Annotated in this window: 16 protein-coding genes; 15 read left to right on the top strand and 1 reads right to left on the bottom strand. The window is 32.8% G+C overall.

Annotated features, from left to right (window positions below; all coding sequences use genetic code 11):
- Nucleotide 1 precedes the first annotated feature (1 nt).
- The 15 genes from Q4Q40_RS09260 to Q4Q40_RS09190 all read left to right on the top strand — a co-directional run bounded on the left by Q4Q40_RS09260 (nucleotide 2) and on the right by Q4Q40_RS09190 (nucleotide 24,930).
- A complete protein-coding gene (locus tag Q4Q40_RS09260; RefSeq protein ID WP_303301514.1) occupies nucleotides 2–904 on the top strand; it encodes a sugar phosphate nucleotidyltransferase in 903 nt (300 codons plus the stop codon).
- Between the two features lie 10 nt (nucleotides 905–914).
- A complete protein-coding gene (locus Q4Q40_RS09255) occupies nucleotides 915–1,148 on the top strand; it encodes a hypothetical protein (protein WP_303301513.1) in 234 nt (77 codons plus the stop codon).
- Nucleotides 1,149–1,152: 4 nt separating this feature from the next.
- Nucleotides 1,153–2,967, top strand: coding sequence for a sodium:solute symporter family protein (locus Q4Q40_RS09250; protein WP_303301512.1), 1,815 nt, complete (start codon nucleotides 1,153–1,155; stop codon nucleotides 2,965–2,967).
- Nucleotides 2,968–2,984: 17 nt separating this feature from the next.
- Complete coding sequence (gene nagB / locus Q4Q40_RS09245) at nucleotides 2,985–4,913, top strand: glucosamine-6-phosphate deaminase (protein ID WP_303301511.1); 1,929 nt, start codon at nucleotides 2,985–2,987, stop codon at nucleotides 4,911–4,913.
- A 16-nt stretch (nucleotides 4,914–4,929) separates the two neighbouring features.
- On the top strand, nucleotides 4,930–6,312 hold the full coding sequence (gene glmM / locus Q4Q40_RS09240; protein ID WP_303301510.1) for a phosphoglucosamine mutase: 1,383 nt from the start codon (nucleotides 4,930–4,932) through the stop codon (nucleotides 6,310–6,312).
- 173 nt (nucleotides 6,313–6,485) lie between these two features.
- A complete protein-coding gene (locus tag Q4Q40_RS09235; RefSeq protein ID WP_303301509.1) occupies nucleotides 6,486–9,791 on the top strand; it encodes a SusC/RagA family TonB-linked outer membrane protein in 3,306 nt (1,101 codons plus the stop codon).
- Between the two features lie 11 nt (nucleotides 9,792–9,802).
- Complete coding sequence (locus Q4Q40_RS09230) at nucleotides 9,803–11,275, top strand: RagB/SusD family nutrient uptake outer membrane protein (RefSeq protein ID WP_303301508.1); 1,473 nt, start codon at nucleotides 9,803–9,805, stop codon at nucleotides 11,273–11,275.
- Nucleotides 11,276–11,385: 110 nt separating this feature from the next.
- Nucleotides 11,386–12,744 (top strand): Gfo/Idh/MocA family protein, encoded by a 1,359-nt coding sequence (locus Q4Q40_RS09225; protein WP_303301507.1) that lies wholly within the window; start codon nucleotides 11,386–11,388, stop codon nucleotides 12,742–12,744.
- Between the two features lie 26 nt (nucleotides 12,745–12,770).
- Nucleotides 12,771–14,141 carry a DUF4832 domain-containing protein gene (locus tag Q4Q40_RS09220; protein WP_303301506.1) on the top strand — a complete coding sequence of 457 codons (1,371 nt, stop codon included), beginning with the start codon at nucleotides 12,771–12,773 and terminating at the stop codon, nucleotides 14,139–14,141.
- Nucleotides 14,142–14,169: 28 nt separating this feature from the next.
- Nucleotides 14,170–15,012, top strand: coding sequence for a hypothetical protein (locus Q4Q40_RS09215; RefSeq protein WP_303301505.1), 843 nt, complete (start codon nucleotides 14,170–14,172; stop codon nucleotides 15,010–15,012).
- Between the two features lie 569 nt (nucleotides 15,013–15,581).
- Nucleotides 15,582–16,688, top strand: coding sequence for an acyltransferase family protein (locus tag Q4Q40_RS09210; RefSeq protein WP_303301504.1), 1,107 nt, complete (start codon nucleotides 15,582–15,584; stop codon nucleotides 16,686–16,688).
- 556 nt (nucleotides 16,689–17,244) lie between these two features.
- Complete coding sequence (locus Q4Q40_RS09205) at nucleotides 17,245–18,516, top strand: hypothetical protein (RefSeq protein WP_303301503.1); 1,272 nt, start codon at nucleotides 17,245–17,247, stop codon at nucleotides 18,514–18,516.
- Between the two features lie 847 nt (nucleotides 18,517–19,363).
- Nucleotides 19,364–19,891: an RNA polymerase sigma-70 factor gene (locus Q4Q40_RS09200; RefSeq protein ID WP_303301502.1), complete on the top strand. Its 528-nt coding sequence runs from the start codon at nucleotides 19,364–19,366 to the stop codon at nucleotides 19,889–19,891.
- A 2,027-nt stretch (nucleotides 19,892–21,918) separates the two neighbouring features.
- The gene (locus Q4Q40_RS09195; protein ID WP_303301501.1) at nucleotides 21,919–23,355 is read left to right on the top strand and encodes a M16 family metallopeptidase; all 1,437 of its coding nucleotides are present in this window, start codon (nucleotides 21,919–21,921) and stop codon (nucleotides 23,353–23,355) included.
- Nucleotides 23,356–23,772: 417 nt separating this feature from the next.
- Entirely contained in the window at nucleotides 23,773–24,930 is a 1,158-nt protein-coding gene (locus tag Q4Q40_RS09190) for a FecR family protein (RefSeq protein WP_303301500.1), read from the top strand.
- 306 nt (nucleotides 24,931–25,236) lie between these two features.
- Here the strand turns inward: Q4Q40_RS09190 and Q4Q40_RS24070 are convergent, their stop codons facing one another.
- Nucleotides 25,237–25,506: a transposase gene (locus tag Q4Q40_RS24070; RefSeq protein ID WP_367892781.1), complete on the bottom strand. Its 270-nt coding sequence runs from the start codon at nucleotides 25,504–25,506 to the stop codon at nucleotides 25,237–25,239.
- Nucleotides 25,507–26,132: the final 626 nt, after the last annotated feature.

The raw sequence follows: 26,132 nt of genomic DNA, 5'->3' as shown, positions 1-26,132 counted from the left end.
TATGCATACTAATTTAATCATATTAGCAGGAGGCGCTTCATCCCGAATGAAAAAGCAAACAGATGCTAAAAATTTAACAGAAGAGGAAGTTGAGCAAGCTAACAAAAGAAGTAAAGGTTTAATAGGCGTAGGCCCAGAAGGGAGGCCGTTATTAGACTATTTATTATATAATGCAAAAGAAGCAGGCTATAAAAATGTATACATAATTATTAGTGAAAACGGATCCCTTTTTCAAGAATTCTATGGTAATAAGAAAAAGAATAATGATTTTCATGGGCTAAATATCTCTTTTGCAGTACAGTATATCCCTAAAGAGAGAGTGAAACCATTTGGTACAGCAGATGCATTATTCCAGGCCGTAGAACAATACCCAGAATTGAATTCTGAGTTTTATACCGTTTGTAATAGTGACAACTTATATTCGACAGAAGCATTACATGCTTTAAGAACGACTAAAAGTCCGAATGCTTTTATAAGTTATGATCGTGATTCGTTAGAGTTTCCTTCAGAACGTATTTCACGTTTTGCCATTGCAATATTAGATAATGAAAATCATCTCATAGACATTATTGAAAAACCAGAACCAAACACGGTTAGTAAATCCAAAGACGCAGAAGGAAAAGTAAGAGTTAGTATGAACGCTTTTAAGTTTCAGGGAGATGTGTTATATCAATATTTAAAAGATTGTCCCGTACATCCAGAAAGAGATGAAAAAGAGTTGCCTACAGTGCTGTTGAATGTCGTAAAAGAGTATCCTAAAGACGTAAAAGGAATTCCCTTTGCAGAGCATGTACCAGATTTAACAGCAAAGGAAGATATCGTTGCAGTAAAAGAATATTTAAAAAAGCATTTTGTCAATTTAGATTGGGGTTTGGCAGTGAATGCAGTATTAAAACATAATTGATAATAAAATAATGATGACGAAATATATTATTACAGGAGATACTGGTTTTATAAGAAGCCATATAACAGAGACTTTACATAATCAAGTTTTTTTAGATACCTCTCTAATAATTTATGGAGTTATAAAACATGCCATAACAAGTTCAAAAAAGTTTAAAGAATTAGGTTTTAAACCAGATTATACATTACAGCAACAAGGTCTGGAAGCAACCATTAGTTATAACCAATTAATAATAAAGCAATAAAAATATGGTGTCCTTAAGCACATTAGATTACACATTAATAATACTGTTTTTTACAGTAACGCTGTCTATAGGCATTTATGTTTCCAAGAAATCGGGTAAAAATACCTCAGAGTTTTTTCTTTCTGGCAGAACGATGCCTTGGTGGTTATTAGGAGTTTCTATGGTGGCAACAACCTTTTCAACAGATACACCAAATTTAGTGACCGATATTGTTAGAACTAACGGTGTATCTGGTAATTGGGTATGGTGGGCATTTTTAATAACAGGATTGCTAACCGTTTTTGTATATGCCAAATTATGGCGTAAATCTAATGTAAATACCGATATCGAATTTTACGAATTTAGATACGGTGGTAAACCTGCTACTTTCTTAAGAAAATTCAGAGCCATTTATTTAGGCGTTATTTTCAATGTGATTACGATGTCTGCAGTAACACTGGCGGCCATTAAAATAGGTGGTATTATGTTGGGGTTAGAGCCCTGGCAAACCGTTATTAGTGCTGGTCTTGTTACAGTAGTATTTAGTGCGTTGGGAGGTTTTAAAGGCGTGGTCTATACAGATTTTGTTTTATTCTTTGTGGCCATGGGTGGTGCTATTGGAGCAGCTTATTATTTAGTAAACTTACCAGAAGTAGGGGGTATAGAAGCCATGATGTCTAACGAACATGTTGCAGGCAAGTTGTCTATACTACCAGATTTTAGTGATAAACAAGCATTAATAACCTTATTAATTATACCCTTAGCAGTACAATGGTGGAGTTCTTGGTATCCAGGAGCCGAGCCTGGTGGTGGTGGGTATATTGCACAACGTATGTTAGCAGCAAAAGACGAAAACCATGCCATAGGAGCTACTTTTTTCTTTAATATTATGCACTATGCATTACGTCCGTGGCCATGGATTCTTGTAGCACTAGCATCGTTAGTAGTCTTTCCAGATTTAGCAAGTATTCAAGAAGCATTCCCTAATATAGCCAATGATAAATTAGGACATGATTTGGCGTATTCTGCCATGCTTACTAAATTACCAAGTGGCTTACTTGGTTTGGTGCTGGCGTCTTTAATTGCTGCCTATATGAGTACCATTTCAACACAACTAAATTGGGGGTCATCCTATATTGTTTACGATTTTTATAAACAACAAATCAATCCAGACGCTTCAGAAAAACGATTGGTAGCCGTTGGTAGAATCTCAACAGTTATCCTAATGGTGTTTAGCGCCATATTAGCATTATTATTACAAAATGCTTTACAATTATTTGAAGTTTTATTAGTCTTTGGCGCTGGTACAGGACTTATATTTATTTTACGCTGGTTTTGGTGGCGTATCAATGCTTGGAGTGAAATTACAGCGATGTTTGCATCTGGTATTATTTCAATACTATTAAAATTAACACCTGTTGGAGCTTATCTTTTTAATTCAGAAACAGGTATTTTCCAAGACTATTTAGAATATCCCTTCGTTGTTTTAGTCACTACAATAATTTGGTTAATAGCAACCTATATCACACAACCAGAAAGTAAGGACGTACTTCAAAGTTTTTACAAAAAAATTCAACCAGGTGGTCCAGGATGGACTAAGGTGCTTAACGATGCCAAAGCCGAAAATATAACACTAGTAGATTCTGGTGAAGGCTGGAGCGTTCCTTCTGGTATTTTGGCCATGCTTCTCGGTTGTGTGTTAATTTATAGCTGCATGTTTGCCACAGGATATTGGATTTATGGCGATTATAATTATGCCATGGCACTCACTGTTGTAACTGCAATTTCTGGTGTTTTATTAACAAAAGTTTGGAAAAAAATCAAAGCAACCATTTTATAAAAAAAGAAAATTAAGTAATGTTAAAAAGTACAATAGATAGCGCAACAGGTTTTGAAAAAAGGTTCGAAAAGATCGAGACCGTAGTTTTTGAAAACTCATCTACAGCATCAAAAGCGGTAGCTAAAGAAATGGCTGACCTTATTAGGGTAAAACAAGCACAAAAACAACCTTGTATATTAGGTTTAGCTACAGGATCTTCTCCTAAAAGTTTATATGCAGAACTGGTGCGCATGCATAAAGAAGAAGGTCTGAGTTTTAGAAATGTAGTGTCTTTCAATTTGGATGAATACTACCCAATGGAACCCGATTCTGTAAATAGTTATGTGCGATTTATGAAAGAGTTGCTGTTCAATCACGTTGATATATTGCCAGAGAACATTCACATTCCAGACGGAACATTGCCAAAAGAAGAGATTGCTAATTATTGTAACCAATATGAAGCTAAAATTAAAGCTGTTGGAGGTATCGATTTACAGATATTGGGCATTGGAGGCAATGGACATATCGGATTCAACGAATCGGGGTCTTTGCAAAATTCTAAAACACGTTTGGTGGCCTTAGATCATATCACAAGAGTTGCAGCAAGTGGTGATTTTGGAGGATTGAGCAATACTCCTAGAACCGCTATTACATTAGGTGTTAAAAAAATAATGGAAGCCAAACGGGTTATATTAATGGCTTGGGGCGAACGAAAAGCTAAAATTATTAACGCCTCGGTTGAAGGCCCTGTTACTAACCAAGTGCCTGCTTCGTTTTTACAAGAACATAATAATGCCACTTTTATCATTGATCAAGAAGCCTCTTCAAAATTGACAAGAATTAACACCCCTTGGTTAGTTGAAGAAATTGTATGGACTGATAAAATAATCAGGAAAGCGGTACTGGGTTTAGCACTTCATATAAAGAAACCCATATTAATGCTTACCGATGCCGATTATATTGAAAACGGCATGAGTGACTTGTTAGCAGATTCGGGACCAGCCTATAATATTAACATAAAAATTTTCAATAAAGTACAGCATACTATTACAGGGTGGCCTGGAGGCAAACCCAACGCGGATGATAGTAACAGACCCGAGCGTGCAGATCCTATAAAAAAACGCGTGCTGATTTTTAGTCCGCATCCAGATGATGATATCATTAGTATGGGTGGCACTTTCAAACGATTACAAGAGCAGGGGCATGAAGTACATGTAGGGTATCAAACTTCTGGAAATATTGCGGTTGACGATAGTGAAGCATTACGATTTGCCAGTTTTGTTTGTGATTATAATAACAAGTTTGAAATAGAAAATAAAGAGGCAGAAACCATTTATAAAAAAGCCATAAAATTTCTTGAAAACAAAAAAGTAAGTGAAATAGATATTCCTGAAGTAAGGTATATAAAAGGCCTCATAAGAAAAGGAGAAGCCCAAGCTACCTGTCGTTTTGTAGGTATTCCAGAAAATCAAATCCACTTTATGGAACTCCCTTTTTATGAAACGGGGGCTATTGATAAAAAACCTTTAAGTGAAGAAGATATTAAAATAACTATAAACCTTATTGAAAAAATAAAACCACATCAAATATATGCCGCAGGCGATTTAGCAGACCCGCATGGTACGCATAAAGTATGTTTAGATGCCGTTTTTGAAGCCGTTAAAAAATTAAAGAAAAAACCATTTATGAAAGACTGTTGGGTGTGGTTGTATAGAGGTGCATGGAAAGAATGGGGGATTGACGAGATTGAAATGGCAGTTCCTATGGGACCCGATCAAGTTCTTGAAAAGAGGAAAGGTATTTTTAAACACCAATCGCAAAAGGACGGCGTGGTATTTCAAGGCTCCGATAGTAGAGAATTTTGGCAACGTGCCGAAGATAGAAATAAAGAAACTGCAGATTTATACGATCAACTAGGCTTATCACATTATGCAGCGATGGAAGCATTTGTTAGATGGAAATTTTAATTTAAGTAAAAAACAGATGTCATTAATAAAATCAATATCAGGAATTAGAGGAACTATAGGAGGTCATGCAGATAATAACCTAACACCTATTGATATCGTAAAGTTTGCTTCGGCTTATGGTATGTGGTTAAAAACACAAACAACCAAAGATAAATTAACTGTTATTGTAGGAAGAGATGCTAGAATTTCTGGAGAAATGGTAAGCAATTTAGTAAGCAACACGCTTATTGGTTTAGGTATTAATGTAACAGACATTGGTTTATCTACAACACCAACGGTAGAAGTTGCAGTGGTGCTTGATGAGGCAGATGGCGGTATTGTTATAACAGCAAGTCACAATCCAAAACAATGGAATGCTTTAAAATTATTGAATAATAAAGGAGAGTTTTTAAACGCAAACGATGGCGCTGAGGTTTTAAAATTTGTAGAAAATAGTTTTTACGAATTTTCAGAAGTTGATGATTTAGGAACATATTCAATAAAAAAGGATTATATTAATAGACATATCCAAAAAGTTTTAAGTTTAGAATTAGTTGATATAGAGGCCATAAAAGCTGCTAAATTTAAAGTAGTAGTAGATGCTGTAAATTCTACAGGTGGTATTGCCATTCCTGCATTGCTAGAAAAATTAGGTGTAGCATGTGTTAAGCTATATTGTGAGCCAAATGGTCATTTTCCGCATAACCCAGAGCCTTTAGAAGAACATTTAACAGATATTTCTAACCTGGTAGTCAAAGAAAAAGCAGATTTCGGAATTGTTGTAGACCCAGATGTAGATAGGTTGGCACTGGTTAATGAAGATGGTTCTATGTTTGGAGAAGAATACACGCTTGTAGCTTGTGCAGACTATGTTCTTGGAAAAACAAAAGGGAATACTGTGTCTAATTTGTCTTCTTCCAGAGCCTTAAGAGATATCACCGAAAAACATGGATGCAAACACCAAGCCAGCGCGGTTGGAGAGGTCAATGTTGTCGCGCTAATGAAATCTACAAATGCCGTTATCGGAGGTGAAGGTAACGGCGGTATTATTTACCCTGAATCACATTACGGAAGAGACTCCTTAGTTGGTGTCGCTTTATTTTTATCGCATTTGGCAACTATAAAAATGTCTTGCAAACAACTTAGAGATAGCTATACGAATTACGTCTCAAGTAAAAATAAAATTCAATTAACACCACAAATTGATGTCGATAAAATTTTAGAGACCATTGCCAATAAATATAACCATGAAGAAGTAAATGCTATTGATGGTGTTAAAATTGATTTTGAAAACGAATGGGTTCATATGAGAAAATCAAATACAGAACCTATAATTAGAATATATACCGAGGGGAAATCTAAAAAGAATGCAACCGATTTAGCAGAAAGATTTATTAATGAAATAGAAGCGGTCATTTAAATGATTAAATAAAACAACTTAAAGCTAAAATAACTAAAACCACTTAAAAATGAATTATGAAAAGACTTTAACGCTAACAGACATTAACTTAAAAACCGAAAAATGTTGCAGCATTTTCCGGTTATCATAAGTGACTTAATTTAATCTCTAATAAATAAAATCATAGCAAAAATATGAAAAAAATCAAGACGCTACTCGGCATAAAGAGTAATGAATTTAAATTTGATTTAAGAATGAAGCTAATCTTATTAGTATTCATATGCTCTTTAACGCAAATAAATGCGAATACATATTCGTTGAACTCTAATATTTCTTTAAAAATAGAGACTATTAGCAACCAGGAAATAATAATTAAGGGAACCGTTACCGATGATGCTGGCATACCACTTCCAGGAGCTTCAGTTTTAGTAAAAGGAACAAATAACGGAGCCTCAACAGATTTTGATGGTAAGTATACGCTCCATGTTTCTAATGGCGCAACAACATTGGTTTTTTCTTATCTGGGTTTTGTAACACAAGAAATAGCAATTGATGGTCAATCTACTATAAATGCAGCATTAGTAACAGATAATGCAAGTTTAGATGAAGTGGTGGTAATTGGATATGGTACTCAAAGAAAGAAAGATGTAGCAGGTGCAATCTCTACAGTTAAAACAGAAGAACTAGTGCTTTCATCTTCACCTTCAGTTGGAGATGTACTTAGAGGTAAAGTTTCGGGTTTACAAATTACTCAAAATAGTGCACAACCAGGTGGCGGATTAGATATACAAATTAGAGGTGCAGGGTCTGTTAATTCCAGTAATGACCCCCTAATAATTCTTGATGGATTTCCAGTTAATGAATTTCAACAACCAGATAGTGGTAATAAATATAGCGGTGGAACACAAAGTATTTTGAATTCTTTCAACCCAAATGATATAGCATCAATATCTGTTTTAAAAGATGCTAGTGCGACATCAATTTATGGAGCAAGAGCTGCAAATGGTGTTATTATACTAACTACTAAAAAGGGGAAGTCTGGGAAAGTACAAGTAGATTATTCAACGTCATACTCATTTCAAGCGTACGCAGATAGTTTCGATATTATAGCTTTACCAGAATGGATGCAGTTGCGAAATGATGCAGCAAGAGAAAATTGGGAATTTTTAAATGGCGTATTTCCATATGGTAATACAACGCTTGAGGAAGCCATTGAAGATCCTGTTTTTGGTACTGCTTTTACAAGATTTTATTCAGATGATGAAATTAATAATGCAGGACAAGGAACAAATTGGTTAGATTTAGTAACCCGAGATGGTAGTACGCAGCAGCATAACTTATCTTTAAGAGGAGGTACAGAAACCACGAAGTATTATATGTCTGGGAATTTATACGAACAGAAAGGTGTTCTAAAAAACTCTGGGTTCGATAGAGCATCATTAAGATTTAATTTAGATCAAAAACTTAATAATTTTTTAAGTTTAGGTATGAATCTTAGTATAAGTAGAATTAACAATGAAAATAGCCAGCTAGGAGGAGATCAATTTGAAAATTCTGGATTAGTGCGATCTGCGATACAATATGGACCACATATTCAAGCTATTGACGAGTTTGGTAATTATCCAATTAATCCGGATAATGCATTAGAACCGAATCCATTTTCACTACTAACTATTACAGATGAAGGTATTATAGACAGAACGTTAACAAATTTTTATTTGGAGGTTAAACCTTTACCAGGGCTTATTGGGCGTTTCCAAATTGGAATTGATAAAGGGAATAGTGTTAGAAATGCTTATTTACCTAAAACAACATTATATGGTGATTTGGTAAATAGTAGCGCATCAATTAATAAAAGCGAATTGAATGACCGTACTTTTAATTTTACTTTAAATTATTCAAAAAGATTAGGAGACAATCACGATTTTAATTTATTAGCAGGTTATGAAAGGCAAAAATCTGAAGAGCTAGGTTCTTCTAGTAGCGCTACAGGCTTTCTTACAGATTCCTTTTTATTTAACAATTTAGGTATTGGAGAATCGGGAAGAACAGTAGCTTCATCGTTGATTGAAAGTAATGTTGTTTCTTTTTTTGGAAGATTAAATTATATCTATAAAGGCAGATACATTTTAACATCTACGGTGCGTAGAGACGGCAGTAGCGTATTTTTTCAAGATAGACAATATGGTATTTTTCCATCTATGGCTTTAGCGTGGAATGTATCAGAAGAGCCATTTATCAAAAATTTAAGTAATAAAATATCTTTATTAAAGCTAAGGGTTGGTTATGGAGAAACAGGAAATTCTGCTATAGATGGTAGTGCTTTTGGTTCCCTATTACCACTGTCTGCCTATTTAGGTCCAGATGAATCTGTTTTAACAGGAGTGATAGCAAATACATTAGATAACCCCGATTTAAAGTGGGAAACTACTAAAGAAATAAATTTAGGTCTTGATTTTGGTTTTTTTGACGGGAGAATTTCAGGATCACTTGAGGTTTATAGTAAAGAAATTTCAGATCTCCTTCAAATAAAACCACTTAACTCATTTCAAGCCGTAAATGAAATAATTGCAAATGTTGGTTCTACAGAAAGTAAAGGTATTGAATTTACATTATCTACAGTAAACGTAGAAACTGATAATTTTAAATGGCAGAGTACATTTACCTTTTCTAAATTTAAAGATACCTGGAAAGAAAGAGCTCCAGATTGGAAACCAGAAGTTTATGAGAATGTAAACGACCCTATTCGTAGTCAATTTTCATATCTGTCAGACGGAGTTATGCAAATTGGAGATGTTGTTCCAGCACAAGACGGTTTAGTACCAGGGCAAATAAAAATTAAAGACGTTAATGGTTTTTCTAGAGTAGGTGGTGAGATTACTGGCGATCCTTTAGTAGATGAAAATGGTGTATTCTTAAGAACAGGTGCTCCAGATGGTATTATAGATGAAGCAGATATTGTATTGTTAGGTACTTCCGATCCAGATTTTATTGCAGGTTTTAGTAACTCTATAAGCTATAAAGGCTTTCAACTTAACTTTCATTTTAATGGCATGTTTGGAAGACAAATAATAGACCAAACAGATTTTGCTTTAGGAGTAACAGCATTACCAGTTGCCTCAAATGGACGAAATGCACTAACAAGTGTATATGATAGATGGACGCCAGATAACCCAACAAATACCAGACCAGGATCACATTTTGGTTTTTCAGAATGGGACTCAGGAGATTTCTTCTTGCAAGACGCATGGTTTATAAGACTTCAAAACTTATCGCTGTCGTATACGCTACCATCAAAATGGGTAGGTAAACTAGTTAATAGTGCTGCAATACGTTTTGATGCTCAAAACTTATTTGTTATAACACCTTACAGTGGTGTAGACCCGGAAACAAATGGATTCGATCCTAGATTGGTGGACACAGATAGAGATGCCTCTAATTTAGTAGCAGCTTATCCAAACGTTAAAACATACACATTAGGTATAGACTTAAAATTTTAAAAAATAAAAACATGAAAAATTTAAAAATTGGCTTACTAAGTATTTTAGTGACTTTTGTGCTGGCTTGCAGTCCTGATTTAGATTATGTTGATAATTCAGAAATTAACCCAACTTTATTTCCCCAATCTGAATCTGATATTGAAGCTTTGGTTATAGGATCATACTATCCTTTAAGAGGTTCTTGGGCGAACGGTATTCATTCAACATCAGAGCGCGGATTAATGTTTATGCTAGATGCAACTACAGAGATTCTACAAGGACCTTATGGTATTCAACAAGTACAAACCTTACATAGTTACAATCCTACATCATCAGATATTACAAGGTTTTATGATGATTTTTACAATAAAATTAGCGAAATGACTTTGAACATAGCAGCCATTGAAGGGTCTTCTGCTAACGATAATTTAAGAAAACGAGGTATTGCAGAAATTAAATGTGCCAGAGCATTATTAAGTTACGAACTTTTCGATATGTATGGCCCTTTTGTAGTGGCTCCTTTAGAAATCTTACAAAACCCTTTAGCCGAAGAACCTTTAGCTAAACTTACAAATGCAGAAATGGTAAGTTTTATAGAGCAAGATTTACTAGATGCTGCTGAAGATTTACCAAGCCCTAGTGAAGCCGATTACGGTAGATTTAGCCAAGGTATGGCTAGAATGATATTAATTAGATTGTACCTGCATGAAAAAAGATGGGAAGATGTAGAGACACAGGCTAATGAAATAATAGCTATGGGATACTATGAGTTAGAAGATGATTATGTTGGTTTATGGGATGTAGAAGCTCCAGTTGAGAGTAAAGAAGTGATATTTTCGGTTCCGGCAGATGGTGATGGAACAAGCGAAAACCAATGGCAATTAATGGTTTTACCAAGTAATTATCCTAACCGAGGTGGTTTTGGTACCATACAAAGTTCTTGGGCATTCTATGATTCGTTTGAAGCCAGCGATATTCGTAAAACAAACTTAATAGCAGAATATGAAGGTACAGATGAGATTATTTATAACAGATCAAACCCTGGAACATTTTTACAATTAGGCCCTTTGCCTCTTAAAATAGCAGAAGATGCAGATAGAGATACAGATTTAACAACAGTTGATATTATTTTATACAGATATGCAGATGTACTATTATCTAAAGCTGAAGCATTAGCAAATAAAACAAATGTACCAACTCAAGAGGCTATAGATTTAATTAATATTGTTAGAGAAAGAGCACAGATAGATCCAATTGAATTAGCAGACTATGCAGATATAGATACTTTTAATACCATGATTTTATTAGAAAGATCTCATGAGTATTGGTGTGAAAACGGACAATACCGTTCGGATTTAATTAGACATGGCAAATACACTGAATATGCGAATGATTTAAATGGCGCCGCTAGTCAAAGTGCCGATTACAAAGCGTTATTCCCTTTTTCATTAAGTAAAATAAGTGAAGGTAAAGGGTTGTTCATACAAAACTCAGGTTATAATTAAGTTTAGTTAGTTTGATGAAAGGGTTGTCTTGTTATTTTTTGAGAGTAAGTACAAACAACCCTTTTTCTAAAGATAATACTATTAAAATATAATATAAAAGTGGAGAAATAATGGATTCTAGAAGAGACTTTATCAAAAAAACAGCCATACTAGGAACAGGAGTTTCATTACTTCCAGGGTTTACTTTTGGAATACATGGAAATAATAATGCAGATAAATTAAAAATAGGAATGATTGGTGTTGGTTTACGTGGCACAAATCATTTAAAAAACCTGTTACTAAGAGACGATATCAATATTATAGCAATTTGCGATATAGATCCTAAAAGAACAAACCTTGCAACAGAGCTCATTACAAAAAAAGGGTATAAAAAACCGTTAATTTTTGGTAAAGATGATTACGATTACAAAAACCTTCTTGCTTTAGAAGAAGTAGATGCCGTTGTAATTTCTACACCTTGGTTATGGCATACACGTATGGCTAAAGATACCATGAAAGCGGGTAAATATACAGGTTTAGAAGTGTCCGCAGCAAATACCATGGAAGAATGTTGGGATCTTGTAAATACACATGAGCAAACAGGAACGCATTTAATGATTCTTGAAAATGTAAACTACCGAAGAGACATTATGGCTGTATTAAATATGGTTAAACAAGATGTTTTTGGAGAATTACTCCATTTTAGATGTGGGTATCAACATGATTTACGACATGTTAAATTTAATGACGGAAAAACGGCCTATGGTAAAGGTGTTGAGTTTGGAGAAAAAGGTATTTCAGAATCTGTGTGGCGAACACAACATTCCGTTTTAAGAAATGCAGATATATACCCTACGCATGGTATCGGTCCAATAGCAGCAATGTCTGATATCAACCGAGGGAATAGGTTCATGACGTTAACCTCTACAGCTACTAAAGGTGTTGGGTTACATAATTATATTGTTAAGCATGGAGGTGAAAATCATCCAAATGCAAAGATAAAATTTAAGCTAGGTGATGTCATTACATCTACCATTGAAACAACGAATGGAGAATCTATAATTGTAACACACGATACCAATTCACCAAGACCATACTCCTTAGGGTTTAGAGTGCAAGGTGCCAATGGTTTGTGGGAAGTTGATGGTAATAGAATTCATATCGACGGAAAAACAAAACCTCATGAATGGGATGCAGCTGATGCGTGGTTAAAAAAATACGATCATCCATTATGGCAAAAGTATGGTGAATTAGCCAATGGCGCTGGACATGGTGGTATGGATTTCTTTGTGATGCATGCTTTTGTAGAAGCGGCAAAATTAAACGTGGCACCACCCATGGACGCTTATGATGCAGCAGCATGGAGTGCTATTACACCACTATCTGAAGCTTCTATAGAAAATAATGGCGCACCACAAGACTTTCCAGATTTCACTAGAGGTAACTGGGTGAAAAGAAAGCCTTATAATTGGATTAAAGACAGCTATTAGTTGTTAGCAATCATAAAAAAATGAATATGAAATATAAATTTTTAACATTTATAATTGTTTGTGCAATTATTAGCTGTGGTAGCGATAGTGTTTCTTCAGATGATGATGAAGTACCTGTTGATGAGACTGTAAGTGATATTACTTATACAGCATCAAACGCGGTTATTTCAAATCCAGAACGTGGGTTCATGCACACATGGAGTGTTGCTTCAGAAGGTACGCCACTTAGCTTGGTTACACTTCAAAGTTTAATGAATGAAAATGTTACTATCATTTTACGGTTGTATTATTTAGATGCTTTTAAAGATTCAGATTTAAGCACAGCGCAATTAGATTTAATAAAAACAGATTTTGAAAACCTAAGAGAAGCTGGTGTAAAATGTGTTTTACGTTTTGCTTATAACAGTAATCAAAGCGATACCGATGCACCGCTTAATATCATTGAATCTCATTTAGATCAATTAAAAACCATTTTTGAAGATCATGCAGATGTGATTGCTTTTGTACAAGCAGGTTTTATAGGGTCTTGGGGAGAATGGCATACAACAACAAATGATTTAAATACAACAGAAAATAGAACAGCAGTATTAAACAAATTGTTAGAAGCATTCCCAGAAAGTATAAAAATTCAATTGAGAACACCAGGATATAAACAAGAAATTTTTGATTATACAACAGCCATAGGAGCCGATGTTGGTTATGGTACAAGCGATATGGCGCGCGTTGGTTTTCATAATGATTGCTTTTTAGCAAGCGTAGACGATTATGGAACCTACAATGATGTTGCTATAGAAAAAAGTTATATAAGTAAAGAAGCACTCTTTGTTCCAACAGGAGGAGAAACCTGTCCTCCAAGTGGTATTCCAACAGCAAGTTGCGCAACCGCAGATACAGAGATGTCTTTACTAAAATGGACCTATTTAAATCTTGATTATTATGGACCCGTATTAAACGTATGGAGAAATAATAGTTGTTTTACAGATTTTCAAAAAGAACTAGGTTATAGACTGGTATTAAAATCTGCTAGTTTAAAAAAAGAAGCAACGTCTAACGGTAGCTTTGATCTAAACACGATTATAGACAATGTTGGTTTTGCACCAGTTTACAATGCTAAGAATACATTTTTAATATTCAGAGCCGTTAGCGATGGCACAATTTATAAGAAAGTATTAAACTTTGATATTAGAAAAGTTGTTCCAGCTATAGATTACGATTTAAACGAGTCTGTTAGTCTTTCTGGAATTCCGTCTGGAAATTATCAATTGCTTTTAAAAATAGAAGATGCCCATGATACTTTGTCAGACCGACCAGAATATTCAATACAATTAGCAAATACAGATACTTGGGAATCAACAGAAGGTCTCAATGATTTACAACACACATTAATTATTAATTAAAACTATTTAATCTCTAAATAAATTTATTATGAAAAAACTAAATTTTTTCTACTGTTTATTGGCTGTTTCACTACTTGCAGGTTGTGGATCAGACGATACTGAAACAACTTCAAATGAAGGTATTATAGCAGACTTTTCATTTTCTAATGATGAGAGTGAATTTACATTTACTAACCTTTCAGAAGGTGCAACAAGCTACAGATGGGATTTTGGCGATCTTTACTTTTATTCCGAAGAAGAAAATCCTGTTTACAACTACGATATTGTTGGAGGAGAACTTACAGTTACATTAACAGCAATTGGTGAATCTGGAGCCGAAGCTTATGTTTCTAAAACGATTATAGCTCCGATTGTTATTAATGCAAATATCGATATAGATGGGGGTTTTGAAGACTGGGATGTAGTACCCGTTTCCAATGAATTTCCATCAGGCGTTATCAAAAAAATGAAGTATTATACCAAAGGAGCTAATATCGATATTTATTTAGAAGGAGACCCAGATATGACATTGGATATTGTAGATATGCTTTTTAATATAGATGAAGATAATGGAACTGGATATAATGAAGCATGGAATATTGGTGCTGATTATTTATTTGAAGGTTCCCTAGCACCTGGAGAAGGCAGTTTCTACACCCATACAGGTACTGGCGGTGGTTTTACATGGAATTGGATAGGATTAGATCCCACCTTTGAAACAAGTGGGGTAATCATTATTGATGACGAGACTAATGCTTTAGAAATGAGATTGCCTAAAAGTTTACTTGGAGCAACAGGTGAAACTATTAATTTTGGAATGTGGTTAAATTGGGGTACCGAGTTTTATCCAGAAGACAGAGATGGTTCTTCTATCGAAATAAAACTAAAATAAAATAACCTTTGAGGTTGTCTAAAAAGTGTCATTCTGAATACCATGAAGAATCTCTAAATGTCATTCAGAAGGAGGTACGACTGAAGAATCTTATAAATTTTAAAAGCTTCATTTTTAAGATTCTTCGCTTTGCTATCATTGACGTTTTTTATAAATGCTTAATTTTTAATCACTTGTCATTCAGAGCGCAGCGAAGAATCTTTAGAGATTAATGATAAAGATTCTTCAGTCGTACCTCCTACCATTGACGTTATTTTTTAAGACGTTGTTTTTCATAACATTAAAAATATTCGATCATGTGGATTCCTGCCTTCGCAGGAATGAAAAAAAACTACTAACCTGACCATACTCAATAACGTCATTTCCTCCACTTGATATTTTTTTATCTCAGGTCTCTGAATGACACCAACCTTTTGCAAACATAGAATGACACTACTTATTTTTGTATGTTACCTCACCCAGAACAGTCAAAAAAGCAGTTATAAAGGCTTCAAAAGAGCCATAAATAGAACCCTGCCTTTACCAGCAGACAGACCCGACCCAAGGATCAGAAAATTTTTAGATTAAAAATGAATAAAACAATTACAAAAACAAACAATCGCTTAATGTCTATCGATGTTTTAAGAGGCTTCGATATGCTCATGATTATTTTTGCAGATCGTTTTTTTGCAGATTTACATGAAGGCTCACAAACAGCGTTTACAAACACTTTAGCGACTCAGTTTTCACACCCAGAATGGTTTGGTTTTCATTTTTACGATATTGTTATGCCTCTTTTTCTTTTCGTTGTTGGTGTGGTGATTCCTTTTTCTATGGAAAGAAGAGTTCAAGAAATTGATAATAAAGCAAAACTATATCCACATTTAATAAAGCGTTTTATAATATTATTCGTTTTGGGGTGGATCGTTCAAGGAAACCTATTGCATCTGGATATTAATGAATTCCAAATTTTTAGTAACACCTTACAAGCTATTGCTGTAGGGTACTTCTTTTCGTGTGTAGTATATATACACTTAAGTAAAAAAGCGAGATATATGCTCTTCGCGGTTTGCCTTATTATTTATGCTTTACTATTAGAGTTTGCTGGTGTACCTGGTAGTGGTAATAGCGAATTATTACCAGATAAGAATATTGCTATTTATATAGATAGATTTGTTTTTGGTGACTTCGATGATGGTTATCAATATACATGGCTATTAAGTGGTTTAGGATTTATAGCCACAACACTATCTGGTTTGTTTGCAGGAGAAGTGCTTCGGTCTAAATTACCGAGAGAAAAAGTAGCACAGAACCTTGTTTTAATTGGTATTGCAGCTGTAGTATTAGGATTAATATTAAATATATGGCATCCTATTGTAAAAAAACTTTGGAATAGCTCTTTTGTATTAGTTTCATCTGGAATATGCTTCCTATTATTAGCAATATTCTATTGGATTATAGATGTTAAGGGCTATGTAAAATGGGGGATACCATTAAAAGTTATTGGTATAAATGCAATTACTGCTTATATGATATCCCATGTAATAAACTTCCCAGAAATAGCAAAAGAATTACTTTTTGGTTTTGAGCAATATCTAGGAGCATACTATAATGCTTTTGCTACCGCTGGAGGCTTTGGGATTATTTACCTCTTATTATGGTATATGAATAAAAATAAAACATATATAAAAATTTAGCGTTTGAAAAATAAAATGAAGGCATCTTGACTTTTTGTTTTTAACCGAAAATGAATCGAAATTTATTCAGATTAAAGACTTTTAGAAAAGTAGTGCTATACATAAGAAAAGTAATCAAATATATAACAGTTACGATTTACCCAAAAATATTAATGGATAGATATAGATAATGAATAGACATGCTTAAAAAATAATACGATATAAAAAGGTAGACACTAATTTCACGAATTTTTCTGCCTACCGGCAGATTTCAAACCTGTACGGGTCTAAGACAGACTGTAAGTCTGATTCGTGTTAATGTTAGGCATAGAGATCTCAGACACATTGAGATGCTATTGGTGTAAATTTGTGTAATTCGTGTCTTAAATTATCGCTTGATGCTCAAGGTTTAGTTTGCAACCCTAGTTGTTACAAGTTAAATTCTATAAAACCAATAGCCATTTTTAAGAAATAAAAAAAGTCAAAAAAAATGCAATAAAAAAAATGTGAATTCGTGGCAAAAGCATCAAAAAGGAAAGCATAGGTTTGCCCTGTTTAAAAAAGAAAATAAATAGTTATGAAAAAAATAGTACTCATAGTTTTAAGTTTTGGCTGCTTTATTATTGCATGTGGTGGGGGAAGCGACAATGTTAATGACGATACTATTGTTGAAAGTCCGATTTTAAACGAAGGAGGTGTTTCTGAATTTGAAAATGTGCAGCCCATGACAGGTATTGTGGTGTGGGATGGTAATACAAATGCTAGTTCGGGAGCCCATACTTTAGAATACTCATATATGCTTTATGAAGATATCGTTTCTGAAGAAGGTGTTTATGACTGGACAGTTGTTGAAGATAAATTAAACGCCATAGCCTCAAGAAATCATCAAGCTATTCTTCGGTTTAGATATGCCTATGTGGGAGAACTAACATCCGTTCCAAAATACATAAAAGAATTACCCGATTATAATGAAACTAAAGGACTAAGTGAAAATAAAGAAACATGGTTTCCAGATTGGTCGCATCAAGAATTAAAAGACTTTACATTAGCATTTTTTGAAAAATTTGCCGAACGTTATGATGACGATAACAGATTAGCTTTTTTACAAGTTGGTTTTGGTTTATGGGCAGAATACCATATTTATGATGGCCCTTTTATATTAGGAGAAACATTCCCTTCAAAAGACTATCAAATAACATTTTTAAATAAACTAGATGCCGTATTTAATAATTTACATTGGTCTATTTCTATTGATGCCGAAGACACTAACGTAACGCCTTTACGTACTAACACGTCACTATTAGACATCCCTTTTGGAATATTTGATGATTCCTTTATGAGCGAAGAACATGGAGAAGTAAACGAACCCCGTTTTAATTTCTTTGGTACAACTAGATATCAAAACGCAGCTATAGGAGGCGAATTTAATTATTACACAGACTATGATCAGCAAAATGTATTATCGCCAAATGGGCCTCACGGAGAATCATACGAGTCATTTGCAAACAGATTTCATATTTCATATATGATTGGAAACGATCAATATGAATATCAAACGTCAGATAGAATAAAAGAGGCCAGTATCAATACAGGATATAAATTTGAAATAACAAAATTTGAAAAGACCGATAATAAATCTTTGCTAACAGTAAAAAACATAGGAACAGCACCTATTTATTACGATACATACCTTTCAATTAACGGTAACAAATCTACAACATCCCTTAAAACCTTAATGCCAAATCAAGAAAGTGTATTTACCATAAATTATGACGGTAATGAAGATTTAACCATAACCTGTAATAGACTATTAAGCGGACAAGTTATAGATTTTAAAAAATCATATTAAATTTTTAATAGAAAAGAGGCGTTGCCTTAAATCCGTAGATCTACCGATAGGCAATTTAATCAGTTAAGATATAGTTTAGCCTAGCGACATACTATACCTGAAATTTAATAGTTAAATTTAACTATTATTAAACACAAGTATATCTATAAGTAAACTTATGAATGTTTTATTTAAAACCTACTCAGTCGTTCCTCCTTCTGAATCTCATAAATTTTATTGCTTTATTTTTAAGATTCTTCGACTCCGACAATTGTCGTAATTCCTATCTTATCTGAACAATATATAATTCAAATTATTTATAGCTTATTTTAAATAATAATTAGGATAAAATATTTGATCAAGTTAAATTGATATTGAATCATTTTAAGAAGTAAATGAATAACCATCATATAAAAAACTTAAAAGAATATTATCAAGTTTATAGAAAACCTTTTTAGACTGATTATGCTATCAATGCGTTTCGGTTTTTAAAAATTAGAGGTTTTTAATCGTTTTAACGTAGGAAATAAGCTACTTATATAAGTTTGAAACGACACATAATTCTTATTTTTAATACAAAAATGGTTCTTTTGGAGATTAAGGAGTATACAAAAAAGATACAAATAGAGTTTAATTTATTATTAAATAACTGGTATTTTTTTATATTTGCATCCCTTTGTAAATTAATTAGTTAAGAGCCTAGTTTGTTTTTTACTGTTTTAATATATTATATTTTTATTGGAAATTTAAAATCTTTTGAGAATATATATGTTTATTTTTTTCAGGAAATTAGCAAATAATTGCGTACATTTTTACAAGATTAATGAATAATTACTTAGTTTAGCGAATCTTATTTCTTACAGAGCCAATGAGGGAAGGCGAAAAAAAATTTACACTAAAAAGTTTCAAAAAGCTTTTTGAAAGCTTATATCCACAGCTTTGTGTATTTGCATATAAATACCTTAACGATTTGGAAATATCGAAAGATATTGTTCAAGAGGTTTTTGTTAAAGTTTGGGAAGATGAAATCTCTTTTGAAAACGAAAATCATGCAACAGGATTTTTTTATAAAGCTGTAAAAAATAGAAGTCTCAATTATCTAAAAAGTAAAAGCTATAAACTTACAGAGCGTTATGAGCTTGCAAATATAGAAATGTACGATACCGAAGAGTTCTATATGTCTGAAGCTGTAGTTATAGAAACAACCAGTGTTATAGAAAAGGCCATCAATAAATTACCAGATAAAGCAGCCCAAGTTATTAGATTGAGTATAGAAGACTATACGAATAACGAAATAGCTAATGAACTATCTATATCTATCAATACGGTTAAAGACCATAAAAAAGTGGCCTACCGAAAATTAAGGGATATCCTTAGTTTTTTAAGAATCAAATAATAAATTAAAAGACACATAGAAATGGGGCAGTCATGCCTAGTTTCTAGGCACGTTTTACTTACTATCTTTAGTACAAAGTCTATTTTGTAATTCAATAACGTTCAACATAAGTTTTGTTGAATCGAAAAGAATTCGTCTTAAGGTTGTTCGAGTAGGAATCTTATCTTTATGAAATGTCTCGTCACTCACGCTTAGTTCTGTCTATATTTACAAATAACTGTTTATCAGGTGTATAAATGTTATTTATCTGTTCTAGTTAACGCCGAAGTTCACGTTAAAATAGAAACCTTCCTTAAAAGATGTGGGTACAACGTAACTTTTTTAAGGGAAGTAGGTTTTTCAAATGAAAAATTCGGAGGATCTCGAAGAGTTTGCGTTCCCGTGAAATCACAAAATTTATAAATTCCTTATTGTAAAAATAGTGTATAATAAATAAAACGAGATTCTAAATACGGTATTTTGGTTTTTGATATTTTAGGTAAAAACCTGTAGGCGAATTAATTGGGGGTGAAACCAGCGAAACACCTGTATATATCTGCTTCGAGCTAGCCAGCCAGAAAAAGCTGAGGTAGCTGATTTTAATAAACTTCTTATATATAAATTTTTTCTTACAGAAAACCCACCCGATTTTATTTTTTGTTGTATTAATTACATAACTCATCTTGTACTTTTTTATTGAAATTATTTTTTTGTAGTGATTGCTATAGCTATAAATTTAAAAAATAAGCAAGGTCTAAATACTACCTATGGGTAGGCATAGTTGTTTTAAATCATAAATAAGTCAAGATGAGTTTATAATAAAAAAGAATAACTAATAAATAACTATAAAAAATAGTAACTCGGCTATTAAAAAGTATAGAGAATAGCGAAGGGGCTAGTCTGAATAGGAGCATTAAAAAAGAAAACGATAGATTGAAAAATATAAAAGTGCCATGATAAAAAGGGAATAAGATTGGTTTTAAGATTAATTAGGTTAGAGTGGTTAAGAATTCAAACCATCTGTTCCCTTTTAATTAGAATATAGAGCACAAAGAAAAGAGTAACATGTTAGGAAATGGTTCTGTAGATTGTTTTAGAGAAATAATAGTCTGTTTTAAGAATTTTGTATTGAACCTGAAAACCGAAGCGCATGAGGACTAGTGAAGACATTAGTCTAAAAAAATAAAAGAAGAAGTTATGATAAAAAGGGAATAAGATTGGTTTTAAGATTAATTAGGTTAGAGTAGTTAAGAATTCAAGTCATCTGTTCCCTTTTAATTAGAATATAGAGCACAAAGAAAAGAGTAACATGTTAGGAAATGGTTTTGTAGATTGTTTTAGAGAAATACTAGTCAGGTTCTATACGGCTTACTTTTGAGGATAGTCAGTTTTAAGAATTTTGTATTGAACCTGAATATCTGAATATCGAAACGCATGAGGATTAGTGAAGACATTAGTCTAAAAAAATAAAAGAAGAAGTTATGATAAAAAGGGAATAAGATTGGTTTTAAGATTAATTAGGTTAGAGTAGTTAAGAATTCAAACGATCTGTTCCCTTTTGTTTTTGAGAATAGAAAAATCAAGATGAGGGCGATTATAAAAATTTGTGAATTGGTGGTGAAAAAACATCAAAAAAAAGTATGAATTTGTCCTGTAATAAATATTGACATACGAATTAAATAAACGGGTTGTTTTTTGAATTAGTCACTCTAAAGGCAACATTTTTTAAGTAGGATAAGGACAACCGTTATTATAAATCGGTTGTCCATTATTTTTTGATTAAAAAAGAGTACTTGATGGTTCTGTCAAAATATCATTACATTAAATTTATTCTATTTTATTACATTAAGCATTTCGATTATAGTCAGGATAAGCTAAAGCCAGAATGATATTAAAACAACGGTTAACTATATCAAAAAACCCAGACAGACTTTCTCTCTTAACTTAACGACATTGAATTCTACTACAAGATCGCTTTTCAATAAATTCTTTATTATTAGGATTCATAATCTATGAATGATGAAAATAATATCCAAAATATTTTAATAATGTGTTGTTTATATATAAAACCCACCAAAAACATACAAAACATATTATCCGTACTTTCATTTTTATTGGTCGTAAATGTAATATTACTGTTTTCGGTAAATGGTAATGCACAAACATTGATGTCTGGTGTTAATCTGGATCCAGGGACTATCGTATCCGAAAATATGTTGCAAGTCACGGGGTCTACAACCTTCACTTTAAGCAATGGCATAAAAGTACATTATAAGTTTGCAGACAAAAATAAGAACGATGTACAGTTCAAAGCAATAAGTTATGGAGGTTTTTCATTAATAAAAGATTGTGACTTTGCTACAGCGCAAGTGTTGAGTAAAGTGATGCCCTTTTTTGGTTTGGGCGATTATTCAAAGACCGATCTGCCAAAAATACTGGCAGGAAAAACTGCCAATACAAGTATACATATTTCTAATTTAACAGAAAGCATCAGCGGATCTTCAATAACAAAGGATGTAGAGACGCTATTGCAAATGATTCATTTGCATTTTGTTAAACCTCGATTCGATGCCGATGCATATCAAGTCCTAATGAAGCATATAGATAATGATATCATTAAAAGAAGCCATACCATTAATGAAAAAATAAACGATAGTATTACAACTACTTTATATGGGAATAACAATCCCAAACAGCGTTTGTTTAACCATGACTTTGTTAAAGAGGTGTCCTACGATAAATTAAAAGCGGTATATAAAGAGCGTTTTAATAATGCGGCCGATTTTGAGTTTTTTATAGTAGGAGATATTCAAAAGAGCGTATTAAGAACCTTATTGGAACAATATATTGCCAGTATCCCAACAAATGATGTTAAAGAGATGTGGCAGGATAATTCAGAACCTTGGTTACAAGATACTATAGATAAAGATATTCCCTTAAAGATAGAAGTAGCTAAGAGTTCAGTCAGAATTGGATATAAGAAGGCAATGGCATATAGTTTAAAAAACGAATTAATAGCAAAAGCACTGGGTGATATTTTACGATTGCGATTTACAGAAAACTTACGGGAAGAAGTCGGTGGAACTTATGGACTGAGCATACAAGCTAGTATGTTAAAACGACCTTTAGAACAAGTATCTTTACAGATAGCCTTCGATTGCAATCCAGACAACGTACAGCAGTTTATAAGTATGGCAAGTCAGGAGATAAAAAAGATAACAAATGGAATTATAGCACAAACAGACTTGGATAAAACAAAGGCCAATTTTTTAAAAGAAAGAAAACTGCAAGAGAATTATAATAGTTACGATATGAGTTTGCTAATAAATTACTTTCGTGAGGGCTATAATATGAATGCTCCTAAAAACTTTAAAGACCTGGTAAATGCAATTACAGCTAAAGACCTACAGTCGTTTGCAAAAGCATTAATAAAAGATTCTAAATCTTATGAGATCGTCTTTAGTGAAGGGGTTGATGATAGATAGTGAGTCTTTTAGTAAGAATCTAGTTCGAGTTAAGTTGTGACTATTTTTAGAGAACCTGACTACGGGTTTACCAAGCCAAAGGCATAATAAGCTTCAAATCTATAGATTTGATAGACTGAAAGTCTGATTCGTGTTAATGTTAGGTATAGATATCTCAACCTTTGTGCAATTCGTGTATTAATTTAGTTGTAATCTAAAGCAGCGCAATCGAAGACATTATTAAGCTTAATTTTAAAGCATTTCGACTTTAAATCCCAAAACATCATTCTGAACTTTTTAATAAAAAAAATGTAAGTGCCTGCTTAACATACCCTATTTTACCACCCTTTTTTGTTTTTAGTTGTATATATTATATAACTAATCTTGTATTTTTGCGAACAAAAGCACAAGAAGTATATATAATCTAAAATATTATTAATGGATAATTCCAATAAAATCAAATCACTCTCAAAGAAATTAGCAGCCTCGCTAATTAAAAAAGAAACCTCGGGTGGTTTAGAAAAATCTGAGATTTTCGATACAAAAACAAAATCTCAGATGCTTATGGATATTAAAGAGGGTAAACGCTTAGAACTTTTAAAGCAAATAGATACAGAAAAAGATTGGAAGGTTGTTAAGGGAAGAATCCAGCGTTCAAAAAGATCATTTAGATTATGGTCTTATGGTATAGCGGCTTCTGTTGTATTATTAATCTCAATAACCTTTGTTTTAAATAACAGAGATCAAAATGTTATTGATTTCGAAGCACCTATAATTGTAAACAACAATATCGAGAAAGGTATAGATAAAGCCATCTTAACGTTAGAGGATGGTTCAGAAGTCACTTTAGAAAAGGGAACTGCGTATCAAACGACTCGCGTTACCAGTAACGGTGAAGAGATAATATACGAGGCTACTAACAACCAACAATCAACGACCAACAACTATAATACCTTAACCATCCCTAGAGGCGGTCAATTCTATATAGTATTATCCGATGGCACCAAAGTTTGGTTGAATTCAGAATCTCAACTAAAATACCCTGTGGCGTTTACTAATGGGGAAACCAGACAAGTAGAACTAGTCTATGGTGAAGCCTATTTTGATGTGTCTCCAAGCACAGCTCATAAAGGAGCTAAGTTCAAGGTATTTCATCAATCTCAGGAAGTTGAGGTTTTAGGTACTGAGTTCAATATAAAAGCTTATAAAGGTGAGACAAATATATATACAACGTTAGTGGAAGGTAAAGTAGCTGTTTCCTACACTAATAAAAGTAAAACCCTTGTACCAAACCAGCAATTAAGTCTTAATCTCGAAACGAATAATATAAGTGTGGCTAAGGTTGATATCTACAATGAAGTTGCATGGAAAGATGGTGTCTTTAGTTTTGAAAGTATGCCTCTAAACGAGATTATGAAAGTCCTATCTCGTTGGTACGATATGGATGTTATCATTGAAAATACAGTACAAAAAGAAGAACGATTTATTGGAACATTCAATAAAAGTAATAGTATTGAAGATATTTTAATGGCTATTAAGAGTACTAATGTTATCAATAATTATGAAATAAATGATAAAACATTAGTTATTAGGTAGATGATTATGAATATAGAAAAATTAATTTTAAGATTGATTGCTCTATAGGCTATTTATAAGAGAAGGGACTAACTTAGTTGTTCTTTTGGTAAATTGATATGGCTGGCTAACAACACTATTTTTATGTATAGATTGTTTGAAATTAATATCAATATTATGCATTTATACTACTAACGTCAGTTCTATATATTAAATATTGATAATGAGAAATTTGTATTCATGAATAACTCATTTATGGATGTTTTACCTAATAACGAGATACTTGAAATTTGTGAGATTCCGTAAGTTGAATGCTCTGATTTTAGATTATGTCCTACAATTACAACAAGACAATAAGTAGTCATTGCTGTGTAAATTTGTATTATTACAGCATTTTCTGAACTCTCCAAAAAGATTTAATTTTAAATGTTGCTTTATCCATTTAAAGAACAACTCAATTTGCCAACGGTTTTTATACAAAAGTGTTATTTGCTCTGTTATTAAATCTGTATTGTTTGTTAAAAAAATAAAAGTGCGCTTAGTTTCAATATCATAATATTTGATTCGTTTAGTTTTATTGAGATAATCCTTAGAAATATAAAAACCTGTACTCCAATTTGGTCAACTTTTACTCCTGTTTTCTTATTGACTTTGCTCTTATAACAAAAAAAGAAGAACGTTTAGTAATTTCATATAGTCGTTTAAAATCGATATAGCTCTATTGAAAATGTAGTAAGTTCCAACTTCATATGGAATAATATCCATTGTATTTACATCATATAGAGCTGCCTCATAATATGCACAAATACAGGGAAGGTGATAGTGATATCATAAAGAGTTTTATTCCTCCTTTTATTTCAAAATTATCCTTTTTTAGTTTCTTTTGAGCGGGGTCTATTAGGTAATTCTAGGCATTCGGTCTAGCAAGTAAATTGCAAAAAACTTTCAAATGCTTCATTACATCCTTTTCAGACAAGTTTTAATCCATTTGAGTTAAATTTTATCATCGATATTTGTTCCATAGTTGTTAGTTAGTTAGTTGTCTTTTCAACTTCGGCTGCGTCCATTCTCCTTTATTGGGATTTTGGAGATTGAGCGTAGCTGGAGCTGAAAAGAACGATATTTTAAGTACTGATCAATTTTTATCGTTGCGTGTTAACAAAATGACTTCCTCTTTAAAAACTTGTAACATGAATTCAAAAAATTAATGCCTATACCAAAAA

Origin of the sequence: Flavivirga jejuensis (assembly GCF_030540765.1) — a bacterium.
GTDB classification, from domain to species: Bacteria; Bacteroidota; Bacteroidia; order Flavobacteriales; family Flavobacteriaceae; genus Flavivirga; species Flavivirga jejuensis.
The sequence above is the reverse complement of the archived record's forward strand: the minus strand, read 5'-3'. Positions and strand labels throughout refer to the sequence as shown.

Excerpts from the sequence above, each read along its gene's own strand:
- nagB (WP_303301511.1), top strand. The coding sequence starts at position 2,985 with ATGTTAAAAAGTACAATAGATAGCGCAACAGGTTTTGAAAAAAGGTTC.
- Q4Q40_RS09230 (WP_303301508.1), top strand. The coding sequence starts at position 9,803 with ATGAAAAATTTAAAAATTGGCTTACTAAGTATTTTAGTGACTTTTGTG.
- Q4Q40_RS09260 (WP_303301514.1), top strand. The coding sequence starts at position 2 with ATGCATACTAATTTAATCATATTAGCAGGAGGCGCTTCATCCCGAATG.
- Q4Q40_RS09220 (WP_303301506.1), top strand. The coding sequence starts at position 12,771 with ATGAAATATAAATTTTTAACATTTATAATTGTTTGTGCAATTATTAGC.
- Q4Q40_RS09210 (WP_303301504.1), top strand. The coding sequence starts at position 15,582 with ATGAATAAAACAATTACAAAAACAAACAATCGCTTAATGTCTATCGAT.
- Q4Q40_RS09200 (WP_303301502.1), top strand. The coding sequence starts at position 19,364 with ATGAGGGAAGGCGAAAAAAAATTTACACTAAAAAGTTTCAAAAAGCTT.
- Q4Q40_RS09255 (WP_303301513.1), top strand. The coding sequence starts at position 915 with ATGATGACGAAATATATTATTACAGGAGATACTGGTTTTATAAGAAGC.
- Q4Q40_RS09235 (WP_303301509.1), top strand. The coding sequence starts at position 6,486 with ATGAAAAAAATCAAGACGCTACTCGGCATAAAGAGTAATGAATTTAAA.
- Q4Q40_RS09205 (WP_303301503.1), top strand. The coding sequence starts at position 17,245 with ATGAAAAAAATAGTACTCATAGTTTTAAGTTTTGGCTGCTTTATTATT.
- Q4Q40_RS09190 (WP_303301500.1), top strand. The coding sequence starts at position 23,773 with ATGGATAATTCCAATAAAATCAAATCACTCTCAAAGAAATTAGCAGCC.
- glmM (WP_303301510.1), top strand. The coding sequence starts at position 4,930 with ATGTCATTAATAAAATCAATATCAGGAATTAGAGGAACTATAGGAGGT.
- Q4Q40_RS09195 (WP_303301501.1), top strand. The coding sequence starts at position 21,919 with ATGTGTTGTTTATATATAAAACCCACCAAAAACATACAAAACATATTA.
- Q4Q40_RS09250 (WP_303301512.1), top strand. The coding sequence starts at position 1,153 with ATGGTGTCCTTAAGCACATTAGATTACACATTAATAATACTGTTTTTT.
- Q4Q40_RS09225 (WP_303301507.1), top strand. The coding sequence starts at position 11,386 with ATGGATTCTAGAAGAGACTTTATCAAAAAAACAGCCATACTAGGAACA.
- Q4Q40_RS09215 (WP_303301505.1), top strand. The coding sequence starts at position 14,170 with ATGAAAAAACTAAATTTTTTCTACTGTTTATTGGCTGTTTCACTACTT.